This is a genomic window from Pseudomonas brassicacearum (assembly GCF_003732225.1).
Classification (GTDB): domain Bacteria; phylum Pseudomonadota; class Gammaproteobacteria; order Pseudomonadales; family Pseudomonadaceae; genus Aquipseudomonas; species Aquipseudomonas brassicacearum_E.
Window position 1 is genome coordinate 231,427 of sequence record NZ_MOBJ01000002.1, and the last position, 16,337, is coordinate 247,763.

Sequence of the window (16,337 nt, forward strand, 5' to 3'; positions counted from 1 at the left end):
GCAAGGCTTGCCCGCGATGACGGTTTATCTGGTCGGGCGCAGTGGTATCATCGCTCGCAAGCCAGTTTCCAAGGCGCCGCTCTTTAGAGCGGCGTTTTGGTATCTGCAAAACGCAGTAATACGAATAATCGCATGGGTGGCGCTGGGTCGCGCCGCTCGCCGGCATAGGTTGAAGATGATGCGGAGCAAGGTGACAGGTGCGCAGCGTTGGGTCGTGAAGATCGGCAGCGCTTTGCTGACGGCTGACGGCAAGGGTCTGGATCGCGCGGCAATGGGCGTCTGGGTTGAGCAGATGGTCGCGCTGCATGAGGCGGGTGTCGAGCTGGTGCTGGTGTCCTCGGGGGCGGTGGCGGCAGGTATGAGTCGCCTTGGCTGGACCGCACGACCCAGTGCGATGCACGAGTTGCAGGCGGCTGCCGCCATCGGTCAGATGGGGTTGGTGCAGGCCTGGGAATCGAGCTTTGCCGAGCATGGCCGGCACACGGCGCAGATTCTCCTGACTCACGATGACTTGTCCGACCGCAAGCGTTACCTCAATGCGCGCAGCACCTTGCGTGCGCTGGTCGAGCTCAAGGTCATTCCGGTGATCAACGAGAACGATACGGTGGTCACCGATGAAATCCGTTTCGGTGACAACGACACGCTGGCAGCGCTGGTGGCCAATCTGGTCGAAGCTGATCTGTTGGTGATCCTTACCGATCGTGACGGCATGTTCGATGCCGATCCGCGCAACAACCCTGACGCCAAGCTGATTTACGAGGCGCGCGCTGACGATCCTGCATTGGATGCGGTGGCGGGCGGCACCGGCGGTGCATTGGGTCGTGGCGGTATGCAGACCAAATTGCGTGCGGCGCGCCTGGCGGCGCGTTCGGGGGCTCACACGATCATTGTGGGTGGGCGTCTGGAGCGTGTGCTGGATCGTTTGAAGGCAGGCGAGCGCATCGGCACCTTGCTGTCGCCTGAGCGCGGCCTGCTGGCGGCGCGCAAGCAGTGGCTGGCCGGGCACTTACAGACCCGCGGCACGCTGGTGCTGGATGAGGGCGCGGTCACGGCGTTGTCGCAGGGCAATAAAAGTCTGCTGCCGGTTGGTGTGAAGCTGGTTCAAGGTAGCTTCCGTCGCGGCGAAATGGTGGTGTGCGTGGCGCCGGACGGTCGTGAGATTGCCCGTGGGCTGGCTAACTACAGCGCACTTGAAGCGCAAAAAATCATCGGTCAATCGTCTGAGGCGATTGTCGGTCTGTTGGGTTACATGGCGGAGCCGGAGCTGGTTCACCGCGATAACCTGATCCTGGTTTAAGGAAAACGCGAATGCGCATGGCAAAAGGATTGTTGGGGTTGCTGTTGGCGATGCCGCTGCTGGTTTCGGCGGAAGAAATCGGTCAGGTATCGACTGTATTTAAATTCGTCGGGCCGAATGACCGCATTGTCGTCGAGGCCTTCGACGATCCCAAGGTCGATGGCGTGACCTGCTACCTGTCGCGAGCCAAGACGGGCGGCGTGAAGGGCGGTCTGGGGTTGGCCGAGGATCGGGCGGAAGCGTCCCTCGCTTGTCGCCAGGTCGGGCCGATCAGCTTCAAGGGCGAGCTCAAGGATGGCGAGGAGGTGTTCAAGGAGCGCACGTCCCTGGTGTTCAAGACCATGCAGGTGGTGCGTTTCCTCGACAAGAAGCGCAATACCCTGGTGTACCTGGTCTACAGCGACCGCCTGATCGAAGGCAGCCCGCAGAATGCGGTGACCGCGATTCCGATTTTGCCGTGGACGCACAATCAGTAATCTAACGAAGATTGAAATGTGGGAGCGAGCTTGCTCGCGATAGCGGTGTAGCAGTCAGCAATGATGTTGAATGTTATGGCCTCATCACGAGCAAGCTCGCTCCCACATTGGTTTTGGGTATGCGCTCGCCAAATCGCAGGCAATAAAAAACCGACCCTAGGGTCGGTTTTTTAATGAGCGTGTCGCTTAGGCAGCAGCGGCAACGTTCAGAGCCTTTACGTGGCCATTCAGGCGGCTCTTATGGCGAGCAGCTTTGTTCTTGTGGATGATGCCTTTATCGGCCATACGGTCGATAACTGGCACGGCCAGAACGTAAGCAGCTTGCGCTTTTTCAGCGTCTTTTGCGTCGATGGCTTTAACTACATTCTTGATGTAGGTACGAACCATGGAACGCAGGCTGGCGTTGTGGCTGCGACGCTTCTCAGCCTGTTTTGCACGTTTTTTGGCGGAAGGTGTGTTGGCCACCGTCGAGCTCCTCGAAAGACTTTTTAGGAAATAGCAAACAAAATAGGCCGCGAATCATGCCGATGAGTTGAAGTCTTGTCAAGGGCGGTTGAGACGTTCCGCTAAGTGGTAGGTGAGAGCGACGGGATATTTCTTTCCGGCGTGCGACCTGTAAACTCGCGAGCTTTGGCTCTGTGCTGTTGCGGCGCGGAGTATCGCATAAGTGGGCGGTTTGTTCGCCTGCTGTTTATCGACAGGCAAAAACTCTTCAATGAACCTGCTTAAATCGTTGGCCGCCGTCAGCTCTATCACGATGCTTTCCCGGGTTCTGGGGTTCGTCCGTGACACGCTCATCGCACGCATATTTGGCGCCGGGATGGCCACAGATGCCTTTTTTATTGCCTTCAAACTGCCCAACCTGTTGCGGCGAATCTTCGCCGAAGGGGCGTTTTCCCAGGCCTTCGTACCGATTCTGGCGGAATACAAAAGTCAGCAGGGCGAGGAGGCGACACGAACCTTCATTGCTTATGTTTCGGGCTTGCTGACGCTGGTACTGGCGCTGGTGACGATTCTCGGAATGATCGCGGCGCCCTGGGTGATCTGGGTCACGGCCCCGGGCTTTACCAATACGCCGGAAAAATTCCAGCTGACCTCCAGCCTGTTGCGAGTGACCTTTCCTTATATATTACTGATCTCGCTGTCCTCGCTCGCCGGGGCAATCCTCAATACCTGGAACCGTTTTTCGGTGCCGGCCTTCGTGCCGACCCTGCTCAACGTCAGCATGATCATCTTCGCGGTGTTCCTGACGCCGTACTTCGATCCGCCCGTAATGGCTCTGGGCTGGGCGGTGCTGGCCGGTGGCCTGGCGCAATTGCTCTATCAGCTGCCGCACCTGAAAAAAATCGGCATGTTGGTGTTGCCGCGCCTGAATCTGCGCGATACCGGTGTCTGGCGTGTGATGACACAGATGCTGCCGGCGATCCTCGGGGTCTCGGTCAGCCAGATTTCGCTGATCATCAACACCATTTTTGCTTCGTTCCTGGTGGCAGGTTCAGTGTCCTGGATGTATTACGCCGACCGCCTGATGGAGTTGCCATCCGGTGTTCTAGGTGTGGCGCTGGGGACGATTCTGCTGCCGACACTGGCCAAGACCTACGCCAGCAAGGATCGTCACGAGTACTCGCGAATTCTCGATTGGGGCCTGCGCCTGTGCTTTGTGCTGGTGCTGCCGTGTTCGCTGGCGCTGGGGATTCTGGCGGAGCCGCTGACCGTTTCGCTGTTCCAGTATGGTCAGTTCAGCGCGTTTGATGCTTCGATGACTCAGCGCGCACTGGTTGCCTACTCGGTCGGTCTTCTCGGGATTATCGTGATTAAAGTGCTGGCGCCGGGCTTTTATGCGCAACAAAACATTCGCACGCCGGTAAAAATCGCGATTTTCACGCTGGTCGTCACTCAGCTCTTCAACCTGGCCTTGATCGGCCCGTTGAAACACGCCGGTCTGGCTCTGGCTATCAGCGCTGGTGCGTGCCTCAATGCCGGTCTGTTGTTCTATCAGTTGCGCAAGCAGAAGATGTATCAGCCGCAGCCAGGCTGGGGCCGGTTCGGGCTCAAGCTGGTGGTCGCGGTGACGGTGATGTCCGCGGTGTTGCTGGGGTTGATGCATTTCATGCCGGCCTGGGGCGAAGGGCACATGCTGGAACGCTTCCTGCGTCTGGGGGCTTTGGTAGGCGCCGGTGTGGTGGCATATTTCGGTATGCTGGCGTTGATGGGCTTCCGTCTGCGGGACTTCAATCGCAAGGCGCTGGACTGACAATAATCACGGGTCGGGCGTCGGTTTTGTCGGCTCGATCACTTTGGGTTACGGTGTTGCCTGTCGTCGGCCGCCGGGTGTGGTTATAATCGACCACTTTATGAGCAAGAAGCGCGTTATGCAGCTGGTTCGAGGCCTCCACAATCTGCGCCCCCAGCATCGGGGCTGTGTCGCCACTATTGGCAACTTTGACGGTGTTCACCGTGGTCACCAGGCTATCCTGGCCCGGCTGCGTGAGCGTGCGATCGAGTTGGGTGTACCCAGCTGCGTGGTGATTTTCGAGCCACAGCCGCGTGAATTTTTCGCCCCGGACACGGCTCCGGCCCGTCTGGCGCGCTTGCGCGACAAGCTGCAACTGCTGGCCGACGAAGGTGTCGACCGGGTTCTGTGCCTGGCCTTCAATCAGCGCTTGAGCAAGCTCAGCGCCGCCGAGTTCGTCGACACCATTCTGGTCGATGGCCTGGGCGTGCAGCATCTGGAGGTCGGTGACGACTTCCGTTTCGGCTGCGATCGGGTCGGGGATTTCGATTTCCTGCAACAGGCCGGAACAGTTCAGGGGTTCACCGTCGAAGCGGCCCAGACCGTTGAACTGGACGGGTTGCGTGTCAGCAGCACCCAGGTGCGTAACGCCCTGGCCGCGGCTGATTTTGCCATGGCTGAGCGATTGCTCGGTCATCCGTTCCGGATTGCCGGACGGGTCCTGCACGGGCAGAAGCTGGCGCGCCAATTGGGTACGCCAACAGCCAACGTGCAACTCAAGCGTCGTCGTGTACCGCTGACCGGGGTTTACCTGGTGAGCGTCGAAGTCGACGGCAAGACCTGGCCAGGCGTCGCCAATATTGGCGTGCGGCCAACGGTTGAAGGTGATGGCAAAGCCCACCTTGAAGTCCATATTCTAGATTTTGCCGGCGATCTGTATGACCGGCGTTTGACGGTGGTTTTCCACCATAAGCTGCGCGAAGAGCAGCGTTTCGCCTCTCTGGAGGCGCTTAAGACGGCGATCAATGCGGATGTCGCCGCCGCCCGTGCCCTAGCCGCACCTAGCGCCAATCGCTAATGAAGAGCCTTAAATGACCGACTATAAAGCCACGCTAAACCTTCCGGACACCGCCTTCCCAATGAAGGCCGGCCTGCCTCAGCGCGAACCGCAGATTCTGCAGCGCTGGGACAGCATTGGCCTGTACCAGAAGTTGCGTGAGATTGGTAAGGATCGTCCGAAGTTCGTTCTGCACGACGGTCCTCCGTACGCCAACGGCACTATTCATATCGGTCATGCGCTCAACAAGATTCTCAAGGACATGATCATCCGTTCGAAAACCCTTTCGGGTTTCGACGCGCCTTATGTTCCGGGCTGGGACTGCCACGGTCTGCCGATCGAGCACAAAGTCGAAGTGACCCACGGCAAGAACCTCACCGCGGATAAAACCCGCGAACTGTGCCGTGCCTACGCCACCGAGCAGATCGAAGGCCAGAAGTCCGAGTTCGTCCGTCTGGGCGTGCTGGGCGACTTCGCCAACCCGTACAAGACCATGGATTTCAAGAACGAGGCCGGTGAAATCCGTGCCTTGGCCGAAATCGTCAAGGGTGGTTTCGTGTTCAAAGGCCTCAAGCCTGTGAACTGGTGCTTCGACTGCGGTTCGGCCCTGGCTGAAGCTGAAGTCGAGTACGAGAACAAAAAGTCCTCGACCATCGATGTGGCGTTCCCGATCGCCGACGAAGCCAAGCTGGCTACCGCTTTTGGTCTGCCATCGTTGGGCAAACCGGCTTCGATCGTGATCTGGACCACCACCCCGTGGACCATCCCGGCCAACCAGGCGCTGAACGTTCACCCGGAGTTCAACTACGCCCTGGTCGATGTCGGCGACAAACTGCTGGTACTGGCTGAAGAGCTGGTCGAGTCGTGCCTGGCTCGCTACAACCTTGAAGGTTCGGTCATCGCCACCGCCACTGGCGCGGCGCTGGAACTGATCAATTTCCGTCACCCGTTCTACGATCGCTTGTCGCCGGTTTACCTGGCCGAGTACGTCGAGCTGGGCGCAGGCACCGGCGTGGTTCACTCCTCGCCAGCCTACGGCGTAGACGACTTCGTGACCTGCAAAGCTTACGGTATGGTCAACGACGACATCCTCAATCCGGTGCAAAGCAACGGCGTTTACGTGCCGTCGCTGGAGTTCTTCGGCGGCCAGTTCATCTGGAAGGCAAATCCGGCCATCGTCGACAAGCTGACGGAAGTCGGTGCGCTGCTGCACACCACCGTCATCGAACACAGCTACATGCACTGCTGGCGTCACAAGACCCCGCTGATCTACCGCGCTACCGCGCAGTGGTTCATTGGCATGGACAAGCAGCCGACGACTGGCGACACCTTGCGCAAACGCGCGATCAAAGCCATCGAAGACACCAAATTCGTACCGGCCTGGGGCCAGGCGCGTCTGCACTCGATGATCGCCAACCGTCCGGACTGGTGCATCTCCCGTCAGCGCAACTGGGGCGTGCCAATCCCGTTCTTCCTGCACAAGGAAAGCGGCGAGCTGCATCCACGCACCGTTGAGCTGATGGAAGAGGTCGCCAAGCGCGTCGAAGTCGAAGGCATCGAAGCCTGGTTCAAGATGGACGCGGCCGAGCTGCTCGGTGACGAAGCGCCGCAGTACGACAAGATCAGCGACACCCTTGACGTCTGGTTCGATTCGGGCACCACGCACTGGCACGTCCTGCGCGGTTCGCATCCGATGGGCCACGACAACGGTCCGCGTGCCGACCTGTACCTGGAAGGTTCCGACCAACACCGCGGCTGGTTCCACTCGTCGCTGTTGACCGGTTGCGCCATCGACAACCATGCGCCGTACCGCGAGCTGCTGACCCATGGTTTCACCGTCGACGAAGCCGGCCGCAAAATGTCCAAGTCGTTGGGCAACGTGATCGCGCCGCAGAAAGTCAACGACACCCTGGGCGCCGACATCATGCGTCTGTGGGTGGCTTCGACCGATTACTCGGGTGAAATGGCAGTTTCCGATCAGATCCTGCAACGCAGTGCGGACGCCTACCGGCGGATCCGTAACACCGCGCGCTTCCTGCTTTCCAACCTGACCGGTTTCAACCCGGCCACCGACATCCTGCCGGCAGAAGAAATGCTCGCGCTGGACCGTTGGGCCGTGGACCGTACCTTGCTGTTGCAACGCGAGCTGCAAGAGCACTACGGCGAATACCGTTTCTGGAACGTCTACTCCAAGATCCACAACTTCTGCGTGCAGGAGCTGGGTGGTTTCTACCTCGACATCATCAAGGACCGTCAGTACACCACTGGCGCCAACAGCAAGGCCCGCCGTTCGGCGCAAACCGCGCTGTTCCACATCTCCGAAGCGCTGGTGCGCTGGATCGCGCCGATCCTCGCCTTCACCGCTGATGAGCTGTGGCAGTACCTGCCAGGCGAGCGCAACGAATCGGTCATGCTCAACACCTGGTACGAAGGCCTCAGCGAGTTGCCGGAAGGCTTCGAACTGGACCGCGCCTACTGGGAGCGGATCATGGCGGTCAAGGTCGCGGTCAACAAGGAAATGGAAATCCAGCGCGCGGCCAAGGCCGTGGGCGGTAACCTGCAAGCCGAAGTGACGCTGTTTGCCGAAGAGGCGCTGAGCGCCGACCTGGCCAAGCTGAGCAACGAACTGCGCTTCGTGTTGATCACCTCGACAGCGAGCATTGCACCGTTCGTGCAAGCGCCAGCCGACGCAGTGGAAACCGAAGTCAGCGGTCTGAAACTCAAAGTGGTCAAGTCGAGCTTCGCCAAGTGCGCCCGTTGCTGGCACTGCCGTGAAGACGTCGGGGTGAACCCGGAGCATCCGGAAATCTGCGGTCGTTGCGTCGACAACATCAGCGGTGCCGGCGAGGTTCGTCACTATGCCTAATGCTGCTAGCCGTTTCGGACGGCTGAGCTGGCTCTGGTTGAGCGTGCTGGTTCTGGTCATCGACCAGGCCAGCAAGTTCCACTTCGAAAGCTCGCTGACGATGTACCAGCAAATCGTGGTGATCCCCGATTACTTCAGCTGGACCCTGGCCTACAACACGGGCGCGGCCTTCAGCTTCCTGGCTGACAGCTCCGGCTGGCAACGCTGGTTGTTTGCCCTGATCGCGGTCGTGGTCAGTGCCGTGCTGGTGGTCTGGCTCAAGCGTCTGGGGCGCAACGACACCTGGCTGGCGATTGCGCTGGCACTGGTGCTCGGCGGCGCGCTGGGCAACCTGTACGACCGCATTGCCCTGGGCCATGTGATCGATTTCATTCTGGTGCATTGGCAGAACCGCTGGTATTTCCCGGCGTTCAACTTTGCCGACAGCGCCATCAGCGTCGGGGCTGTGATGCTCGCGCTGGATATGTTCAAAAGTAAGAAGACCGGAGAAGCCGTTCATGACTGAACAGGTATTGGCTGAGCAACGCATCGGCCAGAACACGGAAGTCACCTTGCACTTTGCATTGCGCCTGGAGAACGGCGACACCGTCGACAGCACCTTCGACAAAGCCCCGGCGACCTTCAAGGTCGGCGACGGTAACCTGCTGCCAGGTTTCGAAGCCGCGCTGTTTGGCTTCAAGGCGGGCGACAAGCGTAATCTGAGCATCGCGCCAGAAAACGCTTTCGGCCAGCCCAACCCGCAAAACGTGCAGATCATCCCGCGTTCGCAGTTCCAGGATATGGAACTGTCCGAAGGCCTGCTGGTGATCTTCAACGATGCGGCGAATACTGAGCTGCCCGGTGTGGTCAAAGCTTTTGATGATGCTCAGGTGACCATCGATTTCAACCACCCGCTGGCTGGCAAGACATTGACCTTTGACGTAGAAATCATCAACGTCAAAGCGCTGTAACTGACTGAGTAGGGTCAAATGTGGGAGCGAGCTTGCTCGCGATGGCTGAGTACCATTCAACATCAATGTTGGATGTGAGGCCCTCATCGCGAGCAAGCTCGCTCCCACAGTAAGGTTTTTCACTGTTTTCGCTATTTCTTGCGCGCAAGACACGAGGCACAGCATGCAAATCAAACTCGCCAACCCCCGTGGCTTCTGCGCCGGTGTGGACCGGGCGATCGAAATCGTCAACCGCGCCCTGGAAGTCTTCGGGCCGCCGATCTATGTGCGCCACGAAGTGGTCCACAACAAATTCGTCGTAGAAGACCTGCGCGCACGCGGGGCGATCTTCGTCGAAGAGCTGGATCAGGTGCCGGACGACGTCATCGTGATATTCAGTGCCCACGGGGTTTCCCAGGCCGTTCGTACTGAAGCCGCAGGCCGTGGCCTGAAGGTATTCGATGCGACCTGCCCGTTGGTGACCAAGGTGCACATCGAGGTGGCGCGCTACAGTCGCGACGGTCGTGAATGCATTCTGATCGGCCACGCCGGTCACCCGGAAGTCGAAGGCACGATGGGGCAGTACGACGCCAGCAATGGTGGAGCAATTTACCTCGTCGAAGACGAAAAAGATGTTGCCGCGCTGAACGTACGCGACCCTGAAAAACTCGCCTTTGTCACTCAGACCACCTTGTCGATGGACGACACCAGCCGTGTGATCGATGCCTTGCGCACGCGTTTCCCGGCCATTGGCGGCCCGCGCAAGGACGACATCTGCTACGCCACGCAGAACCGTCAGGACGCGGTCAAGCAACTGGCTGACGAATGCGACGTGGTGCTGGTGGTCGGCAGCCCGAATAGCTCCAACTCCAACCGCTTGCGTGAGTTGGCCGAGCGCATGTCCACCCCGGCGTACCTGATCGACGGCGCCGAAGATATGCAACGCAGCTGGTTCGAGGGTGTCGAGCGTATCGGCATCACCGCCGGGGCTTCGGCACCGGAAGTGCTGGTTCGTGGCGTGATCGAGCAACTGCAGGCCTGGGGCGCTACCGGTGCCGATGAACTGGCCGGTCGCGAGGAGAACGTCACCTTCTCCATGCCCAAAGAGCTACGCGTTCGCTCCCTGCTCTGATTCTTCACCTCCCGCGCACAAGGCCTGCTCGGCCTTGTCGCTGCGCAGGCTGACGCGGCCGCTTCGGGACAGCACCACCTGGTGATGGCTGACCGGCTCGCGGCCCGCGCAGACGTGCAACGTCCCGGCCTGAAACGCCCCGCTGGGTAACTGCGGCTCGCCGAGGCTGCTGAACCGTACAAAATTCCTTACCGGCCGATTACCCACGATCGGCACCCGCGCGTCTGCCTGACGCTCGATCAGCAGCGGGTTGCTGCTGTCCTGATGACCCTCGCCACTGATGTCCAGAATGATTCGCCAGCCCTGACCCCAATCGTCATTCAACGCGTGGATGACGATGGTCTGATTACGCAGGATGGCCTCGGTGCGGGCATTGCGCATGCCACTGGCGAGCGTTTGCGCTGCGTTCTCGCGGTGCACCGAGTGTGTGTACTCGCTGAGCAGCGGACTCGCCAGTTGCAGAACGATCGCCGCAATTGCCAGTCCGATAAGCAGTTCGATCAGACCGAAACCCTTCTGATGCATGACGTCTCCTTCCCTGGAGAGGGTGCTGGCTTGTGCAATGAGTGTCAAAACAACCCGACGGCCCCCGGTTGAATGTTCTAGCTTGATACAGCTAGGTGTAGTCGTTGGCAGCGGAGGGCAGCGATGAATCATCGTACAAAAGGTTTCACGTTGATCGAGTTGCTGGTGACCCTCGCGGTGCTGGTAATCCTGATCACCCTGGCGGTGCCGGCGTTTACCCGCTCAGTGCAAAACGCCAAGGCCGACACCGAGATCAGTGACTTGCAGCGAGGACTCAATTACGCCCGGCTGGAGGCGATCGACCGTGGCATCACCACGAGGATCCGGCCAACTGCCGGCGGTAGCGTCTGGACCGGGGAGTTGACGGTGTACGACAGCACCGGCACACCGGCGAATGTATTGCGGGTTGTTCCGGCGATGAGCAGCGGCGCCACTCTGACGCTAACCTCTGGAGTGACCAGCATCGATTTCAACAACCTCGGCGGGTTGTCGGCGCCGGCCACGGCGGTGCTAATCAATTACGTATTAGGGGCGCAGAGCCGGACGCTCAGCGTGTGTTTAAACGGACGGATTGTCTTGGGTGGAAGCTGCGGATGACGGGATCGGGATCGCGTGCACAGGACGGCATGACACTGATCGAAGTGTTGGTTGCGCTGTTGATTCTAAGTGTAGGGCTGCTGGGGGCGGCGGCGATTCAGCTCAATGCGCTGAAATATACCGACAGCTCGCTGATGACCAGCCAGGCGAGCTTTATCGCCTACGACATGATGGACCGGATTCGCGCCAATTCCGCAGCCGACTACACCGTCACGCCGCCGACCTCGGGTAATTTGAATGTCACTCGGGATCAGGATCTGTATGACTTCACCACCAATATCGTAAGCTTCGGCGGCCCGACCGCCACGGGCAGCATTACCCTGAATCAGCGGGTGTATACCATCACCATCACCTGGGATGACTCGCGTGCCGCCGCTGCTACTTCGACTCGCAGTTTTGTCCTGAGCAGTCGCGCCACCGTTGATCCGGTGACGCCATGAACCGTTCATCCCGAGGTTTTGGCCTGATCGAACTGATGATCGCCCTGGCGATCAGCCTGATCGTGGTGCTCGGCGTCGCGCAAATTTTCATTTCGGCGAAAAGCACTTACGTCAGCCAGAACACCTCTGCCGGGATGCAGGAGGATGCGCGTTTTGTCCTGAGCAAGATGATTCAGGAAATCCGCATGGTCGGCATGTTCGGTTGCCTGGGGACGATTACCGATGCGAGCTCGGCCGGTGACTTCAACGCCAACCAGATCACCCCGATCAGCTGGGATAACACCGCGCTCAAATTGACCCTGGTGACTTCGGATGTCGGCGGCAACGGCGGCGGGCCCACCTGGACCGTGGTGTCTGACTGCCGAACCAGCGCAACGGCCTACACCGGGGCGCGCACACCGACAGCCGGGCAATTGGCGTTTCCGATCCGGCGGCTGGCCTACAGCTTTAGCAACGGCCAGATCCTGATGACCACGGGCGGTATCTCGGCGGCGCTGGTGAACAACGTCAGTGCCTTCAACGTGACCTTCGGCATGGCCACCAGCGCCACCGACGTTGCCGCGTCGAGTTACAGCAGCAACCCGACCGACCCGACGCGAATCCGCAGTGTGCGCTTGACCCTGACCCTGACGGATCCCAACAACCGCGTGCGCAATCAGACCTTCAACGTGGTTGCCGCCTTGCGCAACCGGTTGATGTAGAGGCGATGCCGATGATTCGTTCTCCTCTCAAGGCACACGCTCAGCGCGGCATGGCGCTGCTGATGAGCCTGGTGTTTCTGCTGTTGTTGACGCTGATCGGCATTTCTTCGATGCAGAACGCCACGCTCCAGGAAAAAATGGCCGGCAGCGTGACGCTGCGCAATCAATCCTTCCAGGGCGCAGAAGCGGCGTTGCGTATCGGTGAAAGCGCCGTGCAGTTGAGTGCATACACCCTGGCGGCGTGCGCCAATACCACTCAGTGTGCACCGCCGGCGGAGTCTTCGGTGATCACGGCTGCCGGGTTCAACTCGACCTCCGGGGTGACCTGGATCGCTGCCGGCAGCGGCTTTTATGGTGTACAGAACATCGGCACCACACTGAGCGCCGTGAATGTCCCGAGCAACACCTCGGCGACGCTCTATCGAGTCACCGCCGTCGGGGTGGCGGGTACCTCGCGCAGTGTGGTGGAGAGCATCTATGCGAAATACTGAGGCCCGTCGTCGGGAGCTATGCCGTTGGTTGACGCAGTTAGTCTGCGGCTGGCTGCTGGGTCTTTATCTGGCCGTTCCGGCGTATGCCTTCACGCCATCGGATTCACCGCTGCTCGGCGCATCGGCAGTCGCGCCGAACGTGTTGCTGCTGATCGATGACTCGGGGAGCATGAACAGCATCATCTATGCTTCGGGGTTTGACCCGACCGTTTCACGAACTCCGGCCCAGCAATGTAACGCGCTCTTGGGCTTGTGTTTGAGTGGCTCTGCAATCGTCGGCGATCCGATCCTGCTGTCCAGTTTGCCCCAGTCGGGATGTTCCAGCGGTTACTACGCGTTCTACAAAAACAGCCTGACGCCGTTGTGCCTCAAGCTCCCTGACCCGGTGGGCAGCGGCAACACCCGTTATTCCGATAACTACATCTCCTACCTGGTGAGCCTGGCCAATGGCAGCAATCGCGACTTCACCGATGGCTCGATACCCAATGACTACCGAATCAACGTGGCGCGCAACGTAGCCACCGCGCTGATCACCGGTAATCGCGGGCTGCGTTTCGGTCTGGCGACCTTTAATTCGCCGAACACCCACGGCAACAGCGATGGCAACAATGGCAACGGCAATGGCAATGGAATCGGCAACAACAATGCCGGTAATGGCGGTTACATCGTCAACGCGATCAGTGATCTGACGGTGGTCAGTGGCAACGTGACCCAAGCCCAGGCGGACGCCAACTACAACGCGCTGATCTCTGCTATCAGCGGCTTGAGCGCGATATCCAATACACCGCTGGCGGAAACCTACTACGAAATCACCCGCTATTTTCGCGGCATGACGCCGTACTACAACTCAGGGCCAGCCACCTACACCAGCCCGATCCAGTACCGCTGCCAGAAAAACTACGGGGTGGTCATCACCGATGGCCTGCCGACCTACGACCATACTTTCCCGAACGACGATCCACTCGGTGGCACCCGACTGCCCAACTGGGACGGGATCAACAATGACGGCAACGACCTGCACGGTGATGACGAGGGTGACACCCTGTACCTGGACGATATCGCCAAATTCGCCTTCGACATCGACATGCGCTCCACTGGCACGGATCTGGCGGGCAAAAGCTGGAGTTCACCAGACTTCCCCAAGCAGAACCTGAACACCTACACCGTGGGTTTTACCACCGCCAATCAGATGTTGGCGGATGCCGCCCGTTACGGGCAGGGCAAGTACTATCAGGCAACCGACAGCGCCAGCCTCAACACTGCGTTATCGGCAGCCTTGAGCGACATCTCCACCAAGGCCGGCTCGGGTGGCAGCGGCGTCGCCAGCAGCAACACGGTGACCAGTGGCTCCAGTTATTTTCAGACCAGCTACGACCCCAAGGACTGGCGCGGCACGATCAAAGCCTATGGCTTCACCTCAAGCGGAGCCGTGGACACCACCTCGGTGCTGTGGACCACCGACACAGCCATCGTCCCCGGTGCGACGGCACCGACCTATCAGTCCTGGAACACTGCAACCAACGCCGCAGTCACCCTGGCCTATGGCAACTTCTCCAGCACCCAGCAAACCAGTCTCAACCAGAGCCTGCCGACCGGCATCAGCGGCAGCGATCTGGTGGAATGGAGCAAGGGCACCAACAAAACCGGCTTAAAGACCCGCAGCGTGCTGCTAGGGGACATCATCAACTCGCCATTGGCGCTGGCATCGCCCACCGACAAAACTGCTTCTGACCTGGCCGGCAGCACCAGTTACAGCACGTTCCTGACCAGCAAGGCCGCGAACATGAACACCAGCCTGGTGGTGAATGCCAACGACGGCTTCGTGAATGTCATCAACGCCGGCAACGGCGCGCGGCGTTACGCCTACATGCCCTCCAGCGTACTGCCGTCGCTGCACTTCATCGCCGACACCGGTTATATCAATGGCTCCAGCCACAAGTTTCTCAACGATGGTCAGGTCGGTGTGTTCGATGCACAGCTCAACAGCGCCTGGAAAACCCTGGCCTTGGGCGGGGTGGGGGCGGGCGGCAAGACTTTTTACGCCGTGCAGCTTTTCGATGCGTCGGCGGGAAACGTGACCAATGCCTTGTGGGAAATCAACGCGCCTGCCACCGCCAACACCGCGAACGCTTTCAATGATCTGGGTTATGCCTATGCGCGGCCGGAAGTGGCACGCTTGGCCGATGGTCGTTGGGCGGCCTTCATCTCCAACGGCTATGGCAGCAACTCGGGTGTTGCCGCGCTGTACGTGGTGGATATTCGTGACGGTTCGCTGATCAGGAAAATCGTCATCGACAGCACCGAAACCACCAATGGTCTGTCTTCGGTCAAGCTCAAGGTCGACTCGCAAAGTATTGTTCAGGCGGCCTATGGCGGCGATTTGAAAGGGCGATTGTGGAAGTTCGATTTGAGCAGTTCGAATCCCACCAGCTGGGGCGTGGCCTTTTCCGGCAAGCCACTGTTTACCACGCCGGGTGGTGCGACTCAGCCGATCACTGCACAGCCGTTGCTGGCGGACCACCCCATTAATGGCAAAGAAGTGTTTTTCGGCACAGGGAAATTCGACGAGACCGCTGACAAGCTCAGTAAGGATCTGCAAGCGTTCTATGGGGTGTGGGATGCCGATGGCGGCTCGGGGCAGATCACCGTGTCGAGCTTGCAGGCGCAGGCCGTCACGGGTGTGTTCACGGGAACCGCAGGGGGGCAGTTCATCACCACCTCGCAGAACCCCGTGACCTATCCTGCGCAGAACGGTTGGTACTTGCCGCTGGTGTACAACAATGTCCTGACCGGTGAGCGGGTGATCAACCAGGCCGCTCTGGTGCTCGGACGGATTGTGTTTACCACGGCCGGCGTTGATACCACGGACCCGTGTTCAAGTTTTGGCACCGGCAAACTGGTCGAACTCGATGCGTTCAGCGGTAAGATGCTCAACTATGCGGTGCTCGACACCAATGGCGATGCCCTGGTCGACAGTAACGACACGATCTCCAGCGGGGTGATTTTTACCGGTGGTATCCCGACATTGAACGCGATCGTCAACAGTGCAGCCCGCAAAATCGTGAACGACTCCAGTGGCGGCATCACCACCCTGGTTGAAAAATCCGGCGGCGGCAGTCGTCGAATCATGTGGCGACAAATACAGTAAGTGAGAGTTGAGGCAATGCGCAGATCCAACCAAGGTTTTACCCTGATCGAAATCATGATCGTGATCGCGATCATCGGGATTTTGGTGACTATATCCGCTCCGCTCCTGACCGAGTACGTGAAGAAAAGCCATCGCACCGAAATCGCCGGGCTGCTGTCCGAGCAGGCGCAAAACCTTGAGCGGTTCTATTCGAAGAACAATGTGTACACCAACGCTACGGGGCTGAGTGCCGGCAACGACTACTACACCCTCACCCCGACGCTGACTGATCAGACCTTCCTGCTGACCGCCACGCGTAAAGCCGGGTCAACCATGGCCAGTGACAAATGCGGGGATTTCACCCTCACCAACACCGGCGTCAGAGGCATGAACAATGCGACGACCGGGTTGACCACCAAAGATTGCTGGGGTCGCTGAGTAACTTTCTTCGGGCGCAATTTGCGCC

16 protein-coding genes are annotated in these 16,337 nt (G+C 59.5%); 14 read left to right on the forward strand and 2 right to left on the reverse strand.

Annotation, left to right across the window (positions count from 1 at the left end; genetic code table 11):
• Positions 1-178: 178 nt before the first annotated feature.
• Entirely contained in the window at positions 179-1,297 is a 1,119-nt protein-coding gene (gene proB / locus BK659_RS02665) for a glutamate 5-kinase (RefSeq protein ID WP_123423591.1), read from the forward strand.
• 11 nt (positions 1,298-1,308) lie between these two features.
• Positions 1,309-1,773, forward strand: a complete 465-nt coding sequence (locus BK659_RS02670; RefSeq protein WP_123423592.1) for a CreA family protein — start codon at positions 1,309-1,311, stop codon at positions 1,771-1,773.
• A gap of 186 nt (positions 1,774-1,959) precedes the next feature.
• On the opposite strand, the gene rpsT is transcribed toward BK659_RS02670, so the two are convergent.
• Positions 1,960-2,238 carry a 30S ribosomal protein S20 gene (rpsT, locus tag BK659_RS02680; RefSeq protein ID WP_003185593.1) on the reverse strand — a complete coding sequence of 93 codons (279 nt, stop codon included), beginning with the start codon at positions 2,236-2,238 and terminating at the stop codon, positions 1,960-1,962.
• Positions 2,239-2,488: 250 nt separating this feature from the next.
• Here rpsT and murJ point away from each other — a divergent pair, with 250 nt between their 5' ends.
• The 6 genes from murJ (at position 2,489) to ispH (ending at position 9,990) form a co-directional block, all read left to right on the forward strand.
• The gene (gene murJ, locus BK659_RS02685) at positions 2,489-4,027 is read left to right on the forward strand and encodes a murein biosynthesis integral membrane protein MurJ (protein ID WP_123423593.1); all 1,539 of its coding nucleotides are present in this window, start codon (positions 2,489-2,491) and stop codon (positions 4,025-4,027) included.
• Positions 4,028-4,145: 118 nt separating this feature from the next.
• Positions 4,146-5,084 (forward strand): bifunctional riboflavin kinase/FAD synthetase, encoded by a 939-nt coding sequence (gene ribF / locus BK659_RS02690; RefSeq protein ID WP_123423594.1) that lies wholly within the window; start codon positions 4,146-4,148, stop codon positions 5,082-5,084.
• Positions 5,085-5,097: 13 nt separating this feature from the next.
• The gene (gene ileS, locus BK659_RS02695; RefSeq protein WP_123423595.1) at positions 5,098-7,929 is read left to right on the forward strand and encodes an isoleucine--tRNA ligase; all 2,832 of its coding nucleotides are present in this window, start codon (positions 5,098-5,100) and stop codon (positions 7,927-7,929) included.
• Positions 7,922-8,434 carry a signal peptidase II gene (gene lspA / locus BK659_RS02700; RefSeq protein WP_019691622.1) on the forward strand — a complete coding sequence of 171 codons (513 nt, stop codon included), beginning with the start codon at positions 7,922-7,924 and terminating at the stop codon, positions 8,432-8,434. The genes ileS and lspA overlap by 8 nt, the downstream gene beginning before the upstream one ends.
• A 7-nt stretch (positions 8,435-8,441) precedes the next feature.
• Entirely contained in the window at positions 8,442-8,879 is a 438-nt protein-coding gene (gene fkpB, locus BK659_RS02705) for an FKBP-type peptidyl-prolyl cis-trans isomerase (RefSeq protein WP_185015279.1), read from the forward strand.
• Positions 8,880-9,042: 163 nt separating this feature from the next.
• The gene (gene ispH / locus BK659_RS02715) at positions 9,043-9,990 is read left to right on the forward strand and encodes a 4-hydroxy-3-methylbut-2-enyl diphosphate reductase (protein ID WP_123423598.1); all 948 of its coding nucleotides are present in this window, start codon (positions 9,043-9,045) and stop codon (positions 9,988-9,990) included.
• On the opposite strand, the gene BK659_RS02720 is transcribed toward ispH, so the two are convergent.
• Entirely contained in the window at positions 9,967-10,515 is a 549-nt protein-coding gene (locus BK659_RS02720) for a GspH/FimT family pseudopilin (RefSeq protein WP_123423599.1), read from the reverse strand. The genes ispH and BK659_RS02720 overlap by 24 nt on opposite strands.
• Before the next feature lie 123 nt (positions 10,516-10,638).
• Between BK659_RS02720 and BK659_RS02725 the strand changes: the two genes are divergently transcribed.
• Genes BK659_RS02725 through BK659_RS02750 form a run of 6 tightly spaced genes read left to right on the forward strand, consistent with a single transcriptional unit; the run spans position 10,639 to position 16,309 of the window.
• Entirely contained in the window at positions 10,639-11,112 is a 474-nt protein-coding gene (locus tag BK659_RS02725) for a GspH/FimT family pseudopilin (protein WP_123423600.1), read from the forward strand.
• Entirely contained in the window at positions 11,109-11,552 is a 444-nt protein-coding gene (gene pilV / locus BK659_RS02730; protein WP_123423601.1) for a type IV pilus modification protein PilV, read from the forward strand. Before BK659_RS02725 ends, pilV begins: the two co-directional genes overlap by 4 nt.
• Entirely contained in the window at positions 11,549-12,253 is a 705-nt protein-coding gene (locus BK659_RS02735) for a PilW family protein (protein ID WP_123423602.1), read from the forward strand. The genes pilV and BK659_RS02735 overlap by 4 nt, the downstream gene beginning before the upstream one ends.
• Positions 12,254-12,258: 5 nt before the next feature.
• Complete coding sequence (locus BK659_RS02740) at positions 12,259-12,744, forward strand: pilus assembly PilX family protein (protein ID WP_404942505.1); 486 nt, start codon at positions 12,259-12,261, stop codon at positions 12,742-12,744.
• Positions 12,731-15,892: a pilus assembly protein gene (locus tag BK659_RS02745; protein WP_123423604.1), complete on the forward strand. Its 3,162-nt coding sequence runs from the start codon at positions 12,731-12,733 to the stop codon at positions 15,890-15,892. The genes BK659_RS02740 and BK659_RS02745 overlap by 14 nt, the downstream gene beginning before the upstream one ends.
• A gap of 15 nt (positions 15,893-15,907) precedes the next feature.
• The gene (locus tag BK659_RS02750; RefSeq protein WP_123423605.1) at positions 15,908-16,309 is read left to right on the forward strand and encodes a type IV pilin protein; all 402 of its coding nucleotides are present in this window, start codon (positions 15,908-15,910) and stop codon (positions 16,307-16,309) included.
• Positions 16,310-16,337 lie beyond the last annotated feature (28 nt).